The 20,074-nt window shown below is 65.4% G+C and carries 9 protein-coding genes; 7 read left to right on the top strand and 2 right to left on the bottom strand.

The genetic code is table 11. From position 1 onward, the window contains the following. Positions 1–93: 93 nt before the first annotated feature. Both FFS09_RS16760 and FFS09_RS16755 read right to left on the bottom strand, forming a co-directional pair. On the bottom strand, positions 94–1,206 hold the full coding sequence (locus FFS09_RS16760) for a FecR family protein (protein WP_171020064.1): 1,113 nt from the start codon (positions 1,204–1,206) through the stop codon (positions 94–96). An 80-nt stretch (positions 1,207–1,286) separates the two neighbouring features. Then, positions 1,287–1,838 (bottom strand): sigma-70 family RNA polymerase sigma factor, encoded by a 552-nt coding sequence (locus tag FFS09_RS16755; protein WP_137920038.1) that lies wholly within the window; start codon positions 1,836–1,838, stop codon positions 1,287–1,289. Positions 1,839–2,153: 315 nt separating this feature from the next. Between FFS09_RS16755 and FFS09_RS16750 the strand changes: the two genes are divergently transcribed. From FFS09_RS16750 to FFS09_RS16720, 7 genes are all read left to right on the top strand, one after another. Then, complete coding sequence (locus FFS09_RS16750; protein WP_137920037.1) at positions 2,154–2,564, top strand: hypothetical protein; 411 nt, start codon at positions 2,154–2,156, stop codon at positions 2,562–2,564. A gap of 489 nt (positions 2,565–3,053) precedes the next feature. Beyond that, complete coding sequence (locus FFS09_RS16745; protein ID WP_137920036.1) at positions 3,054–14,033, top strand: peroxidase family protein; 10,980 nt, start codon at positions 3,054–3,056, stop codon at positions 14,031–14,033. Between the two features lie 85 nt (positions 14,034–14,118). Then, positions 14,119–14,421: a hypothetical protein gene (locus FFS09_RS16740; RefSeq protein WP_137920035.1), complete on the top strand. Its 303-nt coding sequence runs from the start codon at positions 14,119–14,121 to the stop codon at positions 14,419–14,421. Between the two features lie 33 nt (positions 14,422–14,454). Beyond that, positions 14,455–16,137 (top strand): type I secretion system permease/ATPase, encoded by a 1,683-nt coding sequence (locus FFS09_RS16735; RefSeq protein ID WP_137920034.1) that lies wholly within the window; start codon positions 14,455–14,457, stop codon positions 16,135–16,137. A gap of 19 nt (positions 16,138–16,156) precedes the next feature. After that, the gene (locus FFS09_RS16730; RefSeq protein ID WP_137920033.1) at positions 16,157–17,494 is read left to right on the top strand and encodes an HlyD family type I secretion periplasmic adaptor subunit; all 1,338 of its coding nucleotides are present in this window, start codon (positions 16,157–16,159) and stop codon (positions 17,492–17,494) included. A 34-nt stretch (positions 17,495–17,528) separates the two neighbouring features. Beyond that, positions 17,529–19,313 (top strand): multicopper oxidase family protein, encoded by a 1,785-nt coding sequence (locus FFS09_RS16725; RefSeq protein ID WP_252374406.1) that lies wholly within the window; start codon positions 17,529–17,531, stop codon positions 19,311–19,313. A 52-nt stretch (positions 19,314–19,365) separates the two neighbouring features. Further along, positions 19,366–19,989 (top strand): SCO family protein, encoded by a 624-nt coding sequence (locus FFS09_RS16720; RefSeq protein ID WP_137920032.1) that lies wholly within the window; start codon positions 19,366–19,368, stop codon positions 19,987–19,989. Positions 19,990–20,074 lie beyond the last annotated feature (85 nt).

Below are 20,074 nucleotides of genomic sequence, written 5' to 3'. Positions count from 1 at the left end.
TGCGGATGATTGCGTTGATGCTTTCACCCGGGTAGACGCACGAGACGAAGCAAACCCTATGTCAAATGGAAATCATTTTTGTTTGGAGACACGTCACGGCGCGCGCACAATTTCCAGCTGGTCGCCCGATTCCTGCAGGCGCACAGGAGCAGCCTGCGGCAACACCTTCACGAAGTTGTCGAGCCGTGAAGGGTTGAAGGTACCGGTCAGGCGCAGGCCGGCCACGGCGGGGTCGCGCAGCACGAGCCGCGTGTTGCCGTAGCGTTCCAGCTCGGCCAGCACCTGGTCGAGCCGGGTATTGTCAAAACTCACGCGGTTGTCGCGCCAGGGCGCGATGCCGCCGGCCGACAGAGGCGTCACTGGCGCTAGCGTGCCGTGTGCATCGCTGGCGACTTGCTGGCCGGCGGACAGGAGCACTGGTGCGCTAGCCGCCTCCACCGTTCCATCCGGCGCGATGCGCTCGACCTTGACGCGACCTTCTTCCACCGCCACGCGAACACCATCGTCTCCCGCTGTGCCGGGCGTGTGGCGCACCGAAAAGCGCGTGCCGACGACGGTGATGCGCAGGGGCCCGGCCAATACCTCGAACGGTCGCGCGGCATCGCCTTGCACGCTGAAGACCGCTTGGCCTTCGGGCAGTTTTACTTCCCGGCGGTCGCGGTAGTAGCCGACCTCCACGCGCGTGGCGGTGTCCAGCCGCAGCCGACTGCCGTCGGGCAGCGGCACCTCGAGTTGTTGCCCGCGTTGTGTACTGAACGTCTGCGCGAACACGGGCTGAGCCTGGTCGTGCGACCAGATCAACATGCCTGCGCCGCCCGCCATGAGAGCGATGGCCGCCGCCGAAAAGGCAGGGACGAGAAAACGGCGCCGCGTTGGCACTGCGGTTGATGCAGTGCGTATCCATGATCGGTCGCGTGGCGCCTGGGCCACCTTCGTGGATGCGACCGTCGCGGCCTCGGTGGCCAGATCGTCTGCCAGATTGGCACGCAGGATCGCCAGCCCGTTGCTGGGCAGTTGATCGAGCGCGGTCCATTCCGACTGCTGGCGGTCATAGGCAGCTCGGTGAGCGCTATCGGCGTCGAGCCAGGCCTGGAAGAGGGCTTCTTCACGCGTGTCGAACCCGCCGCCCGTGCGGCGGACGAACCAGTCCAGGGCTTCGCCATCGATGCCTTGGGAGTCGGTGTGGGGGTGTGGTGACAAGCTCATGGCGCTCTCACAGAGGTAGACGCACGAGCCGGCCCAAACCCTATGTTCACTCTGCAAAAAAGGTCGTGGTGCCTGCTTCTTCATTCCTGGCTGCGTCTTCTTCTGCGCAGTGGGGGCGCGGACGGGGCATTGTCATCGACACCGTCGCGGCAACGTTTGCATGCTTCCACCGCACTGCGGACGTGCTGCTCGACCATCTTGACGCTGACGCCCATGTGCGCCGCTACTTCGACGTGTGTGAGTCCATCGAACTTGTGCAGGATGAATGCTTGGCGGCAGCGCGGCGGCAGGCTGTCGATGATGGCCAGGATGGCGTTGACCATCTGTTGAGATTCCAGCGCCGCATCGGGCTCAAGGGCGGTTGGCCCGACCGTGTTCTCGGGCTCATCGGAGTCCACGTCATCGTCGGGCTCGGCGAACCGAGCGCGGACATCGCCGCGACGGCCCTGGTCGATCAGGAGGTTTCGTGCGGTCTTGTACAACAGCGCCCGGGGATCACGAACCATGGACCCAGCCTGCTGGGAGGCCAGCACGCGGGCGTAGCTTTCCTGAGCCAGGTCGGCCGCCGTGGCGCGGTCGGAAACCTTGCGGGACAGAAAGCTCAGCAGTTCTCGGTAGTAACGGGTAACCAAGGCGTTGAAACCGGCGATGAAAGTCCCTTAGCCGAGTGGCTCAGGAATGGGGAGGGGTCGCATTGGCTTTTGGACATGCGAACCATTCTCATTATCAACGATGGCATCCGCTGCTTTAACTTAACATAATATACATCGTAGAACTTCAAGAAGATATCAACCTGACCTGAAGGATCAGCGATGGCTCCAGTTCTCGCGCGATCCAGACTGGCGTATTGCCCATACTGCCTGTCCTTCAACGATTCTTGCGAACGCTGGTACATCCGCAGAGAATGTGTGCGTCGGGCTTGACCGAGTGCACACGCGAGAAATTGCATGCCTCTGAGACAGTTCATCCAGACCGTGTTCGTCGCCGCTTGTGCGATGGCGCTCCTGCCCGCCAACACCGCGATCGCCGCCGAATGCCTGCCCCCAGCCTGTGCTGCAGACGACAGCGCGGCCGGAGGTGTTCCGGATGGAAACTTCGCCACCGATGCGGTGGCGGCAGTGGCGGCAACGCCCCCTGTTCCGGCTGCGCCAAAGATCAAGGACGATGACGGTCCCGGCTCGGCCATCTTCAGCCCGTTCGCGAGCGTGCAAGACCGAGCGAAGCGCCCGCCCCTCGCAATGCTTTTCGCGAACAACACCAGAGCAACGGCACTGGCCATCGCGCTGCTCATCGCATTGCTCGTGACACTGGCCGGCGTTGCCGTGTTCTCCTTCTTCATTCGTCGCGACCATCCGTAGTCATGTATTGGTAGTCAAAATGGTGGTTAAAAAAAATGAATTGCATTCTTTAGAAGACCCGCACACAATTCGACACGTATTTACGAATCGACCCACCGCCTGCCACTTGCTTGCAGAAGCAACAGCTCCCGGCGTGCCGACCTAGATCACTCCAAGTAATTTTGCGATGGAGGAGTCACATGAATAGGTCATCAGGCGAAGCCCGAAAGGGATGCGGACTGCATCCCCTTCTCTGCCCTCAACACAACGACCCCCGTCGCTCCATTGACGTTGGCCATATCGCCCAGCTGCGATACATGACCGGCCGACGACGACCCTAGCAATCAGCTAGGGGCGTGACCGCCCTCGGGTCACGAACGCCTCCACTCCCTCTGCACCCGTCGCTGGACCGACCAGCACGACTACCCCTGAGCAACGCTACAAGGGCCATGTGCCATGTACGCGGGGTCGGGACTGCGTTGATCGTCGATTGTCTTCAGGAGCATCAAAATGGCCACGCTAATCAAGTCCGATCTAGAGTTCATCCTTCAGCAGATTCTTATTGCGGAAGCACAAGCGGCGGGAGCGGACCCCGCGAGCCTGGTGCCGAACACTTTTGTGCCATTTGGTCTGAGAACGGTCGACGGTTCGTACAACAACCTGATGCCTGGCCAGAGCCAGTACGGCACCGCGGACAACCCGTTCCCGCAGCTGGTGCCGCAGACCTACAGCAACGAGCAGGACGACACTTTCGGGCCGATCACCAACACCGACTACGGCAGTGCCGGGCATGTGGTGGACGCGGATCCGCGGCTGATCAGCAACCTGGTGGCCGACATGACCAGCAACAACCCGGCGGCCGTGAGCGCGTTTGTCAACGCCGGCCTGGGCACACTCGACGAAGCCGGTGTCTTGCGTGACCTCGACGGCAATGTCATTCCCGCCGGCACTTTGCTCGACATCCCGAACGTCTCGCCCGACGAAGGCCTCTCGGCCCCGTACAACTCGTGGTTCACCTTCTTCGGCCAGTTCTTCGACCACGGCCTTGACCTGGTCAACAAGAACAGCAGCGAGACCATTTTCATGCCGCTGCAGCCGGACGACCCGTTGTTCGACGACGCCCCCGGCGCCCCGAACTTCATGGTCCTGTCGCGCGCCACACGCGACGCCAACGGCGACCAGACCAATCAGACGACGCCCTTCGTCGACCAGAACCAGACCTACACTTCGCACCCCTCGCACCAGGTGTTCCTGCGCGAGTACGCCCTCGACGCCAGTGGCCGTCCGGTGGCCACAGGCGCCCTTCTCGATGGCGCCGATGGCGGTCTTGCCAACTGGGCCCAGGTCAAGGCGCAGGCACTCATGCTGGGCATCCAGCTCGACGACGCCGACGTTCTGGACCTTCCCCTCCTCGCGACGGACCAGTTCGGCAAGTTCATCCCCGACCCCGTCACCGGCTTCGCACAGATCGTTCTGCAACCCGCTGACGTCGGCGGGCCGCTGGACCCGGACGGCAACGGGCTCGCCTCAGGCACGCCCGGCACGCCCATTGATGCGAGTCTGGGCGTTCGCACCGGCCACGCCTTCCTCAACGATATCTCGCACGCCGCGGCTCCTGTGTTCGTGGGTGGCGTACTGGCACCGGACAGCGACGCCGCCATTGGCCTCTCGGAACCCGGCACGTATGACAACGAACTGCTCGACCGCCACTTCATCACCGGCGACGGCCGCGGCAACGAGAACATCGCGCTGACCGCCGTCCACCACGTCTTCCACTCCGAACACAACCGGCAGGTCGACGAAATCAAGGCCACTGTGCTGGCAAGCGGCGACGCCGCGTTCATTGCTTCGTGGCAGTTGCCCGACGGATCCTGGAACGGCGAGCGCCTCTTCCAGGCCGCTCGCTTCGCGACGGAAATGCAATACCAGCACCTGGTGTTCGAAGAGTTCGCGCGCAAGATGCAGCCGCAGATCGATGCCTTCCTGCCCGAGACCAACTACGACACGACCATCAACCCGGCCATCGTCGCCGAGTTTGCGCACGCGGTGTTTCGCGTCGGCCACACGATGCTCACCGAAACCGTCGATCGGCTCGACCCCAACTTCGCATCGAGCGACCTCGGGCTGGTCGAGGCCTTCCTCAACCCCGTGGCCTTCAACAACGACGGCGCGCTGTCGCCCGAGGCGGCAGCGGGTGCCATCATCCGCGGCATGACGCGGCAGGTCGGCAACGAGATCGACGAGTTCGTCACCGACGCGGTCCGCGACCAGTTGCTCGGCCTGCCGCTGGACCTCGCGGCCATCAACATCGCACGCGGCCGCGACACCGGCGTGCCCACCCTCAACGAGGCGCGCCGCTCGTTCTACGGGTCGACCTCCGACCCGCAGCTCAAGCCCTACACCAGCTGGGTCGACCTGACGCAGAACCTCAAGCACGAAGCGTCGGTGATCAACTTCATCGCTGCCTATGGCACCCACGACGAGCTCGTGGCCGCCGATGTCGACACGCTTGCCGAGAAGCGCGCGGTGGCCGCCGCACTGGTCTTCGGCGGCAGCGCGGTTCTCAACGCCGGTACCGCCGAGGAGCGCACCTTCACCGCAGAGGATGGCGACCGGCTCGACTTCCTCAACAGCACCGGTGCCTATGTGAGTGGCCCGAACGGCGTGACAACCACCGGCGTCGACGATATCGACCTCTGGATCGGCGGCCTGGCCGAGAAGCAGATGCCCTTTGGCGGCCTGCTCGGTTCGACCTTCAACTTCGTCTTCGAAAGCCAGATGGAAGCGCTGCAGAACGGCGACCGCTTCTACTACCTGTCGCGCCTGGCCGGGTTGAACTTCCTCACCGAGATGGAGAACAACACCTTCGCCAAGCTGGTGATGCTCAACACCGATGCGACGCACCTGCCTGCCGACATCTTCTCGACCCCCGGCCTGATCCTCGAGGTCAACCAGGCCCAGCAGTTCACGGGCCTGGGTGTCGATGGCCACGATGACCCGACCGAGGGCGGAACCGAGCTGACACCGCTGGTGATCCGCGACGACCCGACCACCGCCGCCGTTGAAACCAACTACCTGCGCTACACCGGCGACGAGCACGTCGTGCTCGGCGGCACCGACAGCAACGACACCTTGATCGCCAGCATCGGGGACGACACCATCTACGGCGATGGCGGCAACGACCGCATCGAAGGTGGTGACGGCAACGACCAGGTCGACGGCGGCGACGGCGACGACATCATCACCGACCGCGGCGGCGACGACGTGCTCAAAGGCAACGCCGGCCACGACGTCATCCAGGGCGGCAACGGCGCCAACCTGATCATCGGCGGCGACGGCAGCGACTTCATCATCACCGGCGAAGACGTGTCGGAGGTGTTCGCCGGCCAGGGCGACGACTTCATCCTCGGCAGCAAGGGCAACCTGCCCACGCTCGGCAACGAAGGCCACGACTGGATTGAACTCGGCACACAGGACGGCACCACGGGCGACAGTTCCGACCCGCTGTTCCGCGACGGCGTCATCGGCAACGACGTGCTGATCTCCGGCGGTGGCTTCGACGAGCTGATCGGCGAAGGCGGCGACGACATCTTCAGCGGCTCGGACGGTGAAGACCACTTCGACGGTGGCTCGGGCTTTGACTGGGCCATCTACAAGTTCGACAAGTACGGCGTGACCGCCGACATGATGGTCAACGACTTTGTGGTGCCGCCGGTGGTCAACTCGAGTGCCGGGATGATGGACCGCTTCGCGTTCACCGAAGGCCTGTCGGGCTCGGCCCACGCCGACTTCCTGCGCGGCGACAACGCCGACACCACGGAGATCCTTCAAGCCGGCTTCACGGGCAGCGTGTTGACCAACATTGCGCTGATCGATGGCCTGCAGGACGTTCTGCCGGCCGGCACCACATCGTTTGGCGCGGGCAACATCATTCTCGGCGGCGACGGCAGCGACCTCATCGAGGGACGCGGCGGCAACGACATTATCGACGGCGACGCCTGGCTCAACGTGCGGATCGCCGTGTCGGGCGTGCCCGGTCTCACCAGCGTCGACAGCATGAAGGAACTGGTGCCGCGCATGCTCTCGGGCGAGATCAACCCGAGCCAGCTCAGCATCGTGCGCGAGGTCCTGATGTCCGACGGGCCCGACTATGACACCGCGATGTTCTCCGGCCTGCGCGCCAGCTACACCGTCACCACCGGCGCGGACGGACGCACCACCGTGACCGACAACGTGGGCACCGACGGTACCGACATCGTGCGCAACGTCGAACGCCTGCAGTTCTCCGATCAGGCCGTGCTGCTGTCCGGCACCAACAATGGCCCTGCCGGCGCGGTCACGATCAGCGACGACACGCCGCAGATCAACCAGTTGCTGACCGTGTCGCCTCTGCTCACCGACGCGGACAACCCCGGCGGCGTGGTGAACGGTCCGATCAGCTACACATGGCAGTACGAACCCGACCCGGTGCGCTTGCCCGGTGTCTTCCGAGACATCGTCGATCTCGGCGGTGGTGTGCCGGCCTCGGTCAACGGCCCGACCTTCCGGGTCACCGGGGACCTTGATGGTCTGGCCATTCGGGTGCGCGCGGTCTACAAGGACGCCAACGGCGTGATCGAGACCGTGTATTCGGACGCCACCGACCCGGTTGCCGGCGTTGCGGTGGTGGTGCCTCCGGCCCCCCTGCCCTCCGAGGCGCTGGTCGACAGCGCGGGCGTGCGCTTCATCCAGTCCGACCTGCAGTTCATCCTCGAGCAGATCAAGATCTCGGAACGGCACGCGGCCGGCGAGGAGCTGATGGACATCTTCGGGAACCCGCGTGCGCCGCTCGGCGTGCGCACGGTGGATGGCACGTACAACAACCTGGTGCAAGGCCAGTCCGGCTTCGGCGCGGCCGACGGGTCCTTCCCTCGTCTGGTCGATCCGGTGTTTCGCGACGACCAAGACGGTGACTCGATCGTCCTTGGCCCGGGCGCGCCTCTGACCAACACCAACTACGGCACCAATTCGAACGTGGTCGATGCCGACCCGCGCATCATCAGCAACCTGATCGTCGACATGACGAGCAACAACCCGGCGGCGATCAGCGCGTTCGTGGACGCCGGCCTGGGCACGCTGGACGAAAACGGCGTGCTGCTCGACCTCGATGGCGTGCCGATTCCGGCCGGCACCCTGCTGGTGATTCCGAACACAGCGCCTGACGAGGGCCTGTCGGCGCCGTTCAACGCCTTCATGACCTTCTTCGGCCAGTTCTTCGACCACGGTCTCGACCTGGTGCAAAAGGGCGGCAATGGCGCGATCTTCGTGCCGCTTCAGGAGGACGACCCGCTCTTCGTGCCCGGCGGCAACAGCAACTTCCTGGTGCTCACGCGCGCCACGCAGGTCGCGGGTCCGGGCGCGGACGGCGTGCTGGGCACCGCCGACGACACCACGCATGAAGCACGCAACCTCACGACGCCCTTCATCGACCAGAACCAGACCTACACCTCGCATTCTTCGCACCAGGTGTTCCTGCGCTCCTACGAGCTTAATGCCGAGGGCAAGCCCGTGGCGACAGGGGCACTGATTACCAACCGCGACCTCGGCGCAGACGGCATCTTCGGCACCGATGACGACGTCGAGCTCGGCGGCATGGCGACCTGGGCGGTGGTCAAGGCGCAGGCACGCGACCTTCTGGGCGTCGAACTCGACGACATGGACGCGCTCAACCTGCCCCTCGTCGCAGCCGACGAATACGGCAACTTCATTCCCGACCCGGTCACCGGTTTCGTGCAGATCGTGCAGCAGGTTGGCGGCACGCTGGCCTCCGGCACGCCGGACGCACCCATCAACGCCAGTCTGGCCGTGCGCACCGGCCACCCCTTCCTGGCCGACATCGCGCACACCGCCAACCCGGTGAGCAGCCAAGGAGCACCGCTGCAGGCCGACGCTGACGACATCGTTGGCGGCACACCGGCCGCGGGCTTCTACGACGACGAGTTTCTCGACGCCCACTTCATGGCCGGCGACGGACGCGTCAACGAGAACATCGCGCTGACCGGCATCCACCACATCTTCCACGCCGAACACAACCGGCTCGTGGAGCACACCAAGGCCGTGATCATGGCCACGGGCGACCAGGCCTTCATCGACGAATGGCACCTGCCCGACGGCTCGTGGGACGGCGAACGCCTGTTCCAGGCGGCGCGCTTCGGCACCGAGATGCAGTACCAGCACCTGGTGTTCGAAGAGTTCGCCCGCAAGGTGCAGCCGCAGATCGACATCTTCTTCGCCGCCACCCAGGTCTACGACACGGAGATCAATCCGGCGATCGTGGCCGAGTTCGCGCACACGGTGTACCGCTTCGGTCACTCGATGCTGACCGAAACCGTGGACCGCTTCGACGCTGACTTCAACATGATCCCGAGCGCCGAAGATCCCACCCAGCAGATGGGGCTGATCGAGGCCTTCCTGAACCCGCTCCAGTTCGCGCCCGGCGGCATCAGCGCCGACGCGGCGGCTGGCGCGCTGGCCCGGGGCCTCACGCGGCAGCAGGGCAACGAGATCGACGAGTTCGTGACCGATGCCTTGCGCAACAACCTGCTCGGCCTGCCGCTGGACCTCGCGGCCATCAACATCATGCGCGGACGCGACACCGGCGTGCCGACGCTCAACGCCGCTCGGCGCGACTTCTACGGCGTGACTGGCGACGCCCAGCTCAAGCCCTACGAGAACTGGGTCGACTTCATGCAGCACATCAAGCACGAAGCCTCGGTGGTCAACTTCATCGCCGCTTATGGCACGCATGCAACCCTGCTCGCCGCCGACACGGTGGACGAGAAACGCGCGGCGGCCATTGCGCTGGTCTACGGCGGCATTGATGCGCCGGAGGACCGGCTCGACTTCCTGTACGGCCGCAATGCCTATGCCAACGCGGCCGGCACCACCACCACCGGTGTCGACGCCATCGACCTGTGGATCGGTGGCCTGGCCGAAAAGCAGATGCCCTTTGGCGGTCTGCTCGGCTCGACCTTCAACTTCGTGTTCGAAGAGCAGATGGAAAAGCTGCAGGACGGCGACCGCTTCTATTACCTCGAGCGCACGCAGGGGCTCAACTTCCTCACCGAACTCGAGAACAACTCCTTCGCCCGGATGGTGATGGCCAACACCGACGCCTCGCACATGCCGGGCGACGTCTTCACGGCCCCTGGTTTCACACTGGAAGTCGATGCGTCGCGGCAGTTCACCGGCCTCGGGCTGGAGGGACGCGATGACCCGACCGGTGAAGGCAGCCTGACACCGCTGGTGCTGCGCAACGACCCCGGCACCTCGACGCCCGATGCGAACTACCTGAAGTACAGCGGTGAAGACCACGTCGTACTCGGGGGCACCGCCGGCGACGACACCATCATCTCCAGCCTTGGCGACGACACGCTGTGGGGCGATGCGGGCAATGACCGGCTCGAAGGCGGCGACGGCAACGACTTCGTCTTCGGCGGCAGCGGCGACGACATCATGACGGACCTCGGCGGCGACGACAACATGCAAGGCGGTGACGGCAACGATGCGATCCATGGCGGCAATGGCGCCAACCTCATCCTCGGTGGCCATGGCAACGACTTCATCGTGACGGGCGAAGACCCGTCCGAAGCCTTCGGTGGAACCGGCAACGATTTCATCCTGGGCGCGCGCGCCAACGAATTCGTGTTCGGCAACGAAGGCGACGACTGGATCGAACTGGGCATGGCCGATGGCAGCGCCGGCGAGAACTTCGACGCCCTCGGGCGCGACCAGGCAGTCGGCCACGACGTCTTCATCGGCAACACCATCTCCGACCGCATGGACGGCGAAGGTGGCGACGACATCATGTTCGGCAACGGTGGCCAGGTGGACCGTTACGAAGGCGGCTCGGGCTTCGACTGGGCCGGCTTCAAGGACGATCCGTTCGGTGTCACGGCGGACCTGCTGCTGCGCGCCTTCGACGAAACGCCGGTGCCCGTGTCCAACGCCACGGTGCTGGCACGCTTCACCTCGATCGAAGGGGTGTCGGGCTCGGCCCATGCCGACATTCTGTCCGGCGACGACAACGACGCCACCGCCATGGCACTCTCCGGGGCCACCGGCAGCGTGCTCACCAACATCAGCCTCATCGAGGGTCTGCAGGAGCTTCTGGACGAAGTGCTCGGCGTCGGCATGGGGCTGGAGGACCCGGTGACATCGTTCGCCGGCAACATCCTGCTCGGCGGTGCCGGTAGCGACCTGCTCGAAGGCCGCGGCGGCAACGACATCATCGACGGTGACGCCTGGCTCAACGTGCGCATCAGCGTGCGGGCGAACGCCGATGGCACGGGTGCGGAGATCGCGAGCTACGACACCATGACCGATCTGGAGCTGCAGGGGCGCGTTTTCGACGGCATCTACAACCCCGGCCAGCTCACGATCGCGCGCGAGATCCTGATGGCCGACACCCCCGACTGGGACACCGCGGTGTTCTCGGATGTGTTCGGGAACTACGAAGTCACCTTCATCGAGAACGACGTCTGGCAGGTGGCCCACGTGGTGGATGGCGTGGCGGGTTCGGATGGCATCGACGTGGTGCGCAACATTGAACGCCTGCAGTTCTCGGATGGGGCGGCCTTCATCGCTGAAGAAGGCTTCAACTTCGATCCGGAAGGCCTGCTGACGATCAGCGACACCTCGCCCGCCATCGGCGAACCGCTCACCGTCTCGGCGCTCGGCGTGACCGACCTGGACAACGTCAGCGGCACCAACCCGACGGGCGCCATCACCGGCCCGATCGCGTACTTCTGGCAGGCCGAGGTCCGCCCCGGTATCTTCGAGGACATCCTGATCGAGAACGATGGCGGAGAAGTCTCGCGGGCCACCGGCCCCACTTTCACGCCGCGGGTCTTCGAAGACGGGCTCGCGCTGCGGGTGCGGGCGGTCTACAAGGACGCCAACGACGTGCTTGAGAACGTCTACTCCGCCGCCACCTCGGTGGTCGGTGCGACCAATGACGCGGCGGTCGGACAACCCACGATCAGCGACACCACACCCACCGAAGGCCAGACGCTCACCGCCGCGACCCTGGGCATCAGCGATGCCGATGGCATGGTCGGCGTCGTTTTCAGCTACCAGTGGCAACAGGCCGTCAACACCGGCGTGGGCGGCGGCGGCGCCGGCTTCACGAACATCGCGGGTGCCACGCTGCAGACCTTCACGCCGGGTGCCGCTCAGGTCAACCGGGAACTGCGGCTGCAGGTGAGCTTCACCGACAACGGCGGTACCGTGGAGACCGTGACCTCGGCCGTGACCGTCGTGACCGGCGACTCGATCCCCGCAGCCGCCGCGGCCCAGGTGCTCAACGGCACGGAAGGCCAGGACATCATCTTCGGTGGTGGCGGCGCGGACTCGATCAACGGGCTCGGTGAGAACGACATCATCGACGGCGGCGCCGGCGCGGACAGCATCAACGCGGGTGCCGGCAACGACACCATCAACTACCTCTTCGGCGAAGGTACCGACACCGTCGATGGCGGCGTCGGCCTGGACAGCCTCAACGTCACCGGCACCGCAGCCGCGAACAACCTGGCCGTCACGTTCGACGGCGCGGCACTCACCGCGGTGGCGGGTGGCACGGTGGTCAACGTCGAATCCGTCACGGCCAACCTGCTGGGCGGCGTCGACACGCTGACCTACGCGGGGGCGGTGGCGGTCACGGTGAACCTGTCGACCGGCACCGCCTCCGGCTTCAGCAGCATCGCGGGCATCGAGAACGTGGCGACCGGCGCCGGCGCCGACGTGCTGACCGGCGACGCGCAGGCCAACTCGCTGAACGGCGGCGGTGGCGACGACCGCTTCGTCGCGACACTGAACGACGGCAACGACACCTACACGGGTGGTGCCGGCAACGACACCTACGACCTGTCGGCGGTCACCGCTGGCGTGACCATCACCCCCACCTCCGCCATCGGGGCGCAGACCGGGACCGATGTGCTCTCCGCGATCGAGAACTTCATTGGCAGCCAGGGCGATGACACGATCACCGTCAACGGCGGTGTCAATGTGATCGATGGCCAGGGGGGCAACGACGTCATCGACGCCGGCGCCGGCAACGACATCGTGGTCGGCGGGCTGGGCAACGACACGCTCAACGGCGGCGCCGGGAACGACACGCTGGCTGGCAGCGAAGGCGATGACATCTTCAACTACCTGATCGGCGATGGAACCGACACCATGGATGGCGGCGTGGGCAACGACCGCGTCAACATCCGTGGCACCGCAGCGGCCAATTCGCTGGCCGTGTTGCTGGCCGGAACCGCGATTGCCGCCTTTGCCGGCTCCCAAGCCACCAACGTCGAGGCCATCACGCTCGACATGGACGCTGGCGCCGACACCTTGAACTACGGCGCGACCACCACGGCGCTGACCATCAACCTCGGGACCGGATTGGCCACGGGCTTTGAATCGGTCGCCAACGTGGAGAACGTGACCGGCGGCGCGGGCAACGACCTGATGACCGGCAGCGCCGCAGCCAACACGCTCAATGGCGGTGGCGGCAACGACACCTTCTTCGCCGTCGCGGGCGACGGCAACGACAGCTACCTGGGCGGCGCGGGCATCGACACCCTCGACCTCTCGGCCACCACGGCGGGAGCCACGGTCACGGCCACCGCTGCGAGCAGCGCGGACATCGGGTCCGACACGCTCAACTCGATCGAGGTCATCCTCGGCAGCCAGGGCGATGACAACATTACCGGCAACGCTGGCGCCAACATCATCGACGGTCAGGGCGGCAACGACGTCATCAATGCCGGTGCCGGCGACGACGTCGTGCTGGGTGGTGCCGGCAACGACACGATCAACGGCGAGGGCGGCAGCGACACCGTGATCGGCGGTATCGGCAACGACACGGCGACCGGCGGTGCCGGCAACGACACCTTCTTCGCCATGGTGGGCGATGGCGACGACAGCTACACCGGTGGCGCCGGCGCCGACACCTACAACCTGGCGGGAACGGCCGCCGGCGCGACCGTGACGGATGTCAGCGCCAGCAGTGCTGAGATCGGCAACGACCTGCTTGCCACGATCGAGAACGTGATCGGCAGCCAGGGCGACGACAGCATCGTCTTCGACACGGGCGCCAACGTGGTCGACGGCCAGGCCGGTGCCGACTTCCTCAGCACCGGTGCCGGGGCCGACCGGCTGACCGGCGGTGCCGGCAACGACACGATGGCGGGCGGCGCGGGCAACGACGTCTTTGTCTTCGCCGCCGGCTTCGGCAACGACACGATCCTCGACTTCGACGCCACCCCGGCCGGTGGGCAGGATCAGATCGACATCTCGTCGTTCGGCATCAACGCGGGCACCTTCAACCTGCGCGTGGTGATCGCCGATCTGGGCAACGACAGCAGCGTCGCGATCGACGGGCTGGACAGCATCGTGCTGCTGGGTGTCAACGGTGTCGGCACCAACGCCGTCACGCAGGCGGACTTCCTGCTGTCGGCCTGAGCAACAGCGTGCGAGGGGTGCGAGGCCTACCAAGGCCCCGCACCGCGAATGCCTTCGATATCGAAACGAACACGAGGAGCCCCACATGAACGACACAGCCAAGACCACTCCCGACACGGTGACGGCCGAGCGCCCTGCCCCACAGGCCGAGCGTCGCACGGTGTCCGATCCGCGCGACGTCGCCACCCTGGTCATGTCGCGGATGAGCGTGGTCAACGCGAAGAAGGACGAGCTCACGATCGCCATCAAGGGGCTGAGCGATGTCACCCAGCAACTCGCGCACGCCTATGCCGAGCAGATGAAAGTGATCGAGAAGCTGGTCAAACGGGTCAAGGCACTCGAGGCGGCGGACGCCGCCCGGGGCCTCAACGGCAGCAAGCCCAGCTGAGCGCAGCGGCGTTGCAACACGGAGGACCCGCGCATGAAATCACTGTGGACCGAACTCCGTCCGTTGCTGGGCTACATCGCAGCGTTCTCGTTCTTCATCAACCTGCTGTTCCTGGTGCCCGCGTTCTTCACCTTGCAGGTGTTTGACCGGGTCATCTCGACCAACAGCCACGAGACGCTGCTGGTGCTGCTGGCCGGCACCGGCGTGGCGCTGCTGCTCCTGCTGATCCTGGACTACCTTCGCACGCGTTTGCAGAACGTGGTGGGCGTCCTGGTCGACGAGCGGCTCTCGCCGCCGGTGGTCAACGCCATCGTGGAGCGCGCCGCACGCATACCCACCGGCACCCGGACCGAAGGCATCCGAGACGTGGCGGCGCTGCGTTCCGTGTTCTCCGCCAACGGGCTCATCGCCGTCTTCGACGCGCCCTGGGTGTTTGTCTACGTGGCCGTGATCTGGATGTTCCATCCGGCGCTGGGCATTGGCGCCGCACTCTCGGCCCTGCTCATGCTGGGCCTGGCATGGCTCAACGACCGCATCAGCCGCCAGTCGCTCGAGACCCTGCAGAACGAAGGGCGCCGGGCGGCCCAGTATGTCGAGAGTTCGCTGCGCAACGCGGAGGTGCTGCAAGCCCTGGGCATGACCCAGCGGCTGCTGGTGCGCTGGCGCGCGCTGCAAGGCCAGATCGCCGCGATGCAGACCAGCGCCAGCCGCAGCACGGTCGCGTTCACGGCCGGCACCAAGGCGGTCCGCCAGGCCATCCAGATCCTCATGCTGGCCCTGGGTGCCTACCTCGTGCTCAGCCAGCAGGCCTCCGCCGGGGTCATGATCGCGACCAGCATCCTGCTCGGGCGCGCCGTGCAGCCGGTCGAGCAAGTGGTGGGCAGCTGGCGCACGCTGATCGAAGCGCGCGCGGCCTACCGGCGCCTGCTGGAACTGTCGAAGGATTTTGAGCGCGTCGAACCGCGCGTGGTCATGCCACGGCCCGAGGGGCGGCTCACCGCCGAGAACATTTCCTATCGGGCGCCCGGCACGGAGACCATGGTGTTGTCGAACATCGTCTTCACCCTCACGCCTGGCGAAGCCCTGGCCATCGTCGGCCCGAGCGCGGCCGGGAAGTCCACCCTGGCGCGCTTGCTCACGGGTGTGTGGACGCCGAGTGCCGGCCGGGTGCGGCTCGATGGCGCCGACGTGTCGTACTGGTCGCGTGACCAGCTGGGCCCGTTCATTGGCTACGTGCCACAGGACATCGAACTCTTCGACGGCACGGTCGCCGACAACATCGCGCGGCTGGACACGGTCGATTCGGAAAAGGTCGTCGAAGCCGCCACGCGCGCCAACGCGCACGAGTTGATCCTGGGGCTGCCCCAGGGTTATGACACGCCGGTCGGCGAGCACGGCTCGCGCCTGTCCCCCGGCCAACGCCAGCGCGTTGCGCTGGCCCGCGCGCTCTACGGCAACCCGCAGCTGGTGATCCTGGACGAGCCGAACTCGAACCTGGACGGCGCTGGCGAAGTGGCGCTGGCCCAGTCCATGAGCGGCTTGCGCGAAGCTGGCGTGACCTCGGTCGTGGTCACGCACCGCCCCTCGCTGATCGCCCACGTCGACAAGATCCTGGTGCTCGCGGCCGGGCGCATCAAGCAGTTCGGTCCCGCCAGCGAAGTCATGAAGGACATGCAGCGCCAGGCGCAGGCCGCTGTCGATCAGAAGGTGGCCTGAAAGACCCTAGGGATGAACCATGAACACCTCGACACGCCCCGTCCCCCCCACAAAACCGGCGCACTCCACCCAGGAAGAAGCCCGCAGGCTGGCCCGCGCCGGCTGCTGGACCATCGCCTTGTCGATCTTTCCGATCGGCCTCTGGATGAGCATGGCGCCGCTGTCGATGGCCGTCGTCGCGCCGGCCTTCGTCAAGGTGGATCTGAACCGGCGACCGGTGCAGCACCTCGAAGGCGGCACCGTGCGCGCGGTGCTGGTGCGCGACGGCCACCATGTGAAGGCCGGCGACCCCATCCTGATCCTGGGTGACGTGAGGATCGATGCCGACCGCAACCGACTCTTCTACCGCGTGCTCGTGGAACGGGCCGCGCTGGCCCGTCTCGAGGCCGAGCATGCCGTCGCCAGATCCCTGGAGTTTCCCGCTGAGGTGGTGAAGGCGGCGCAGACGGATGAGCGCATCCGACATGCCCTGCAGAAGGAAACGGGCCTGTTCCAGGCACAGCGCCACTCGCTGGAAAGTGCGACAGCGCTGATGCGCACGCAGCGCGATCGCGTCGAGCAGGAGATCATCTCCGTCAACGCGCAGATCGATCAGGCGAAGAACTCGCTGGCCCTGCAGCGTCAGGACCTGGAGACCAACCGCGGCTTGATCGCCGAGGGGTTCATCTCCACCAGCCGCATCTCGCAGATCGACGCCACGGTGATGGAGTACGCGGCGAAGGTCGAGGAGCGGCGCACGGAACTCGCGCGCGCGGCCCAGCGCCTGGTGGAGATCGACATGAAGATCCAGTCGATCCGCAACGACTACGTGAAGGCCGCCAGCGACCAGCTCAAGGCCACGACACAGCGCCTGAGCGAGATCGAGCAGGAGCTGCGCAAGTCGGAAGACGCCGCGCTGCGCCAGGTCGTGGCCGCCCCGGCCAGCGGCGAAGTCATCGACCTCAAGTTCACGTCTCCCGGCGCGGTGGTGGGCCCCGGAGAGGCGATTGCGGACATCGTGCCGAGCAACACGCAACTGTTGATCGAAGCCCACATCCGCCCGGAAGACATCAGCAACGTCCGGCTCAACCAACACGCGCGGATCAAGTTCACCGCGTTCAAGTACCGCAACACGTCGATGGTGACCGGACAGGTCAGCTACGTGTCGGGTGACAGGCTGATCGAGCGCCAAACCAATCTGCCCTACTACAGCGTGATGATCCTGGCCGACGCCGAGTCGCTCAGGTCCATCGGCGATTTCAAACTCCAGGCAGGTATGCCCGCCGAGGTCTACATCGAAGGCGTCACGCAGACGGCCCTTCAGTACATTGCCGAGCCCATCACCACCACGATCCGCAGATCAGCCAGGCAAATGTGAGAAGTCTGTTCGTTGTCAACGAGGGGAATAGATCATGCGCAAAGATTCCATTCAACGCGAGCCAGGCGATTCCACCGTGTCTGGGACCCGACGAACCTGGCTGAAGGCCTCGATCGCGGCCACGGCGGCACCCATGGTGCTGACACCGAGCAAGACCAGTGCGCAGCCCACGCCTCTACCGCCCAGTCCGCCGACGACCCCATGGATCGAGGAACTGCCGACGCAGATCACGCCGCTGTCGCCGCTTGCTTCGTTGAGCCCGTCCCCATCCCTCACCGCGAATCTGGTGGACGGCGAGTGCGGGCGTGGCGAACACCAGCGCTACGCCGACCTCACCCTGCCCGGTGTCGTCGGCACACCCCTGCTCTACCAACTGACGGCAAAGGAAAACCCGCTCTGGCAGTTCAACGGCAACAACCCCTACTACCCACCCCAGCCGATCTGGGGGTATGAAGGCCACACGCCGGGCGTGACCACACCAGGCCCCACGATTTATGCGCGCTATGGCCAGTCGATCATCTGCCGCATCCGCAACGAACTGCCGCAGAACCACATCGGATTCGGCTCGCCCGAAATCACCACCCACCTGCACAACATGCACACCCCCTCGGAGAGCGACGGCTTCGCGGCCGACTTCTACAGCGCGACGCAAAGGGGATTGACGCTGTCCGCGCCGGGGACATTCAACGACCACTTCTATCCCAACCTCTATGCCGGTTTCGACGAGTCCGGCGGCATCGGCGATTCGCGCGAAGCCTTGGGGTCGCTCTTCTACCACGACCACACGGACGGCGTGACCGCCCCGAACGTTCTCAAAGGCCTGTTCGGGCGCTACATGATCTTCGACCACCTCGATACCGGCGACGAGACCACCGGGCTGAAGCTGCCGAGCGGCGCCTACGACTACCCGCTCAGCTTCTCGGACAAGCGGTTCGACTCGGGTGGCCGATTGACGTTTGACGAACTCAACCCCGAGGGCGTGCTGGGTGACAAGATCGTCGTCAACGGCAAGATCGAGCCGGTGCTGCGCGTGGCACGCCGCAAGTACCGGCTGCGGTTGCTCAACGTCGGGCCGACGCGCTTCTACGAATTCGCGCTGCAGAACACGGGTGCGAATATCGTGTACCCCTACACCCAGATCGCCAGCGACGGCAACCTGTTGCCGGCACCGATCCAGAACGTGCTGCGGGTCCGGCTCGCGCCGGCCGAGCGCGTGGACATCGTGGTGGACTTTTCGCGCTTCCCGCTGAACACCACGCTGTACCTGGTGAACCAGCTGACGCAGGTCGACACGCGCAGGCCCGCTGTGTTGCAGGCGCCGGGCACGCGCGTGCTCAAGTTCATCATCGACCGCCCTGCCCCCACACCCGACCTGAGTGTGGTACCCAGCGCACTGCGCCCGCTGCGCGATCTCCCCAGTGCCGCCCAACTCGCCGCACTACCCGTGCGCACCTTTGTCTTCCAGCGCAACAGCGGCATGTGGAACGTCAACGGCGAGTTCTTCGATCCACTCACGCCCCGGGCCACGGTTCCCATGGGCGCCACGGAGATCTGGGAGTTCGTCAACCCGGACAACGGCTGGCAGCACCCCATTCACGTGCACTTCGAAGAGGGGCGCATTCTCAGCAAGAGTGTCAACGGCGTGAACCAACCCATACCGGTGAACGAGCGCGGCCGCAAGGATGTCTTCATCGTCGGCGAACTCATGACCATGAGAGTGCTTTTGCGCTTCCGCGATTTCAAGGGCAAGTACGCAATGCACTGCCACAACCTCACGCACGAGGACCACGCCATGATGATCCGTTACGACATCGTGTGAGGCCAGCGGCCCATGCGCGATGAGCGTCGTCGATCCATTTCAGGAGACTTTCATGAACTACCGCAGACATGTACTGGCCGGACTGGGCGCCGCTTCGCTGTGCGCGGTCGGCCTGCCCACCGCCGCCGCCAATTCCACGGCGAAGACACGGGGGGCGCGCCGCATCCCGAACGTCGAGTTGAAGACGCACACCGGCGCCACCGTGAACTTCTACGACGACCTGGTAAGGGGAAAGATCGTCGCCATCAACATGATGTACGCGGACTGCGACGGCATCTGCCCGACCATGACCTACAACCTCGCGCGCGTCCAGGAACGCCTGGGCCAGCGCGTGGGCAAGGACATCTTCATGTACTCGATCACCATCCGGCCCGAGATCGACACCGTGCAACACCTGGCCGAGTACGCCGACATGCATGGCGTCAATCCCGGGTGGCTGTTCCTGACCGGGAGCCGCAAGAACATCGATCTTGTGCGCTACGCACTCGGGTTCTACGACCCGGACCCCAGTGTCGACAAACAGATCAACCGCCACACCGGCATGGTGCGCATCGGCAACGACGCCTATGACCGCTGGGCCATGACGCCCGCGCTGGCCAGGCCGGAACAGATCGTGGGGGCCATCCTGCACGTGGATCGCAAGCTGCCGCCAAGCGGTGTGCGCCGGCTCGCCTGATCCCACAACGCCAGCCGCACAGCGGAGGACCGTCTGCACACGCCCCGACGCCGAACCCGACCCGGTGGGCTGGCCCAGTGCCTGC

Origin of the sequence: Hydrogenophaga sp. 2FB (assembly GCF_005503365.1) — a bacterium.
Lineage (GTDB): Bacteria > Pseudomonadota > Gammaproteobacteria > Burkholderiales > Burkholderiaceae_C > Hydrogenophaga.
This window is presented reverse-complemented; position numbering and strand designations above follow the sequence as displayed.

What these genes read in the sequence shown, in the direction of transcription:
- FFS09_RS16730 (WP_137920033.1), top strand. Translation starts at nt 16,157, where the DNA reads ATGAACACCTCGACACGCCCCGTCCCCCCCACAAAACCGGCGCACTCC.
- FFS09_RS16745 (WP_137920036.1), top strand. Translation starts at nt 3,054, where the DNA reads ATGGCCACGCTAATCAAGTCCGATCTAGAGTTCATCCTTCAGCAGATT.
- FFS09_RS16760 (WP_171020064.1), bottom strand. Translation starts at nt 1,206, where the DNA reads ATGAGCTTGTCACCACACCCCCACACCGACTCCCAAGGCATCGATGGC.
- FFS09_RS16720 (WP_137920032.1), top strand. Translation starts at nt 19,366, where the DNA reads ATGAACTACCGCAGACATGTACTGGCCGGACTGGGCGCCGCTTCGCTG.
- FFS09_RS16750 (WP_137920037.1), top strand. Translation starts at nt 2,154, where the DNA reads ATGCCTCTGAGACAGTTCATCCAGACCGTGTTCGTCGCCGCTTGTGCG.
- FFS09_RS16725 (WP_252374406.1), top strand. Translation starts at nt 17,529, where the DNA reads ATGCGCAAAGATTCCATTCAACGCGAGCCAGGCGATTCCACCGTGTCT.
- FFS09_RS16735 (WP_137920034.1), top strand. Translation starts at nt 14,455, where the DNA reads ATGAAATCACTGTGGACCGAACTCCGTCCGTTGCTGGGCTACATCGCA.
- FFS09_RS16740 (WP_137920035.1), top strand. Translation starts at nt 14,119, where the DNA reads ATGAACGACACAGCCAAGACCACTCCCGACACGGTGACGGCCGAGCGC.